The 460-nt window shown below is 65.0% G+C and carries 1 protein-coding gene; it reads left to right on the top strand.

From position 1 onward, the window contains the following. Positions 1-460 (top strand): FAD-dependent oxidoreductase (locus P0D70_RS36845; RefSeq protein ID WP_408188137.1); only part of this gene is annotated, 460 nt, incomplete at both ends.

Here is a 460-nt window from a genome sequence, read left to right as displayed (position 1 = left end):
GACTACCGGTGCGCAAGCCAAAGACGACGGCATCTACGTGTCGTTCGAAGGCGAAAAAGCCCCGGCCGAAGCGCAGCGCTACGACCTCGTGCTGGTCGCCGTCGGCCGTACGCCGAACGGCAAGAAGATCGGCGCGGACAAGGCCGGCGTCGCGGTGACGGATCGCGGCTTCATCGACGTCGACAAGCAGATGCGCACCAATGTGCCGCACATCTTCGCGATCGGCGATATCGTCGGTCAACCGATGCTCGCGCACAAGGCCGTGCACGAAGGCCACGTTGCCGCCGAAGCCGCGCATGGCGAGAAAGCGTACTTCGACGCGCTGCAGATTCCGTCGGTGGCCTACACCGACCCGGAAGTGGCATGGGCTGGCAAGACGGAAGACCAGTTGAAGGCAGCCGGCATCAAGTACGGCAAAGCGGTGTTCCCGTGGGCGGCTTCCGGCCGCGCGATCGCCAAC

This window comes from Paraburkholderia sp. RL17-381-BIF-C (assembly GCF_046026435.1).
Classification (GTDB): Bacteria; Pseudomonadota; Gammaproteobacteria; order Burkholderiales; family Burkholderiaceae; genus Paraburkholderia.
Note: the sequence above shows the minus strand (reverse complement) of the source record. Positions and strands in the feature narration are given on the sequence as shown.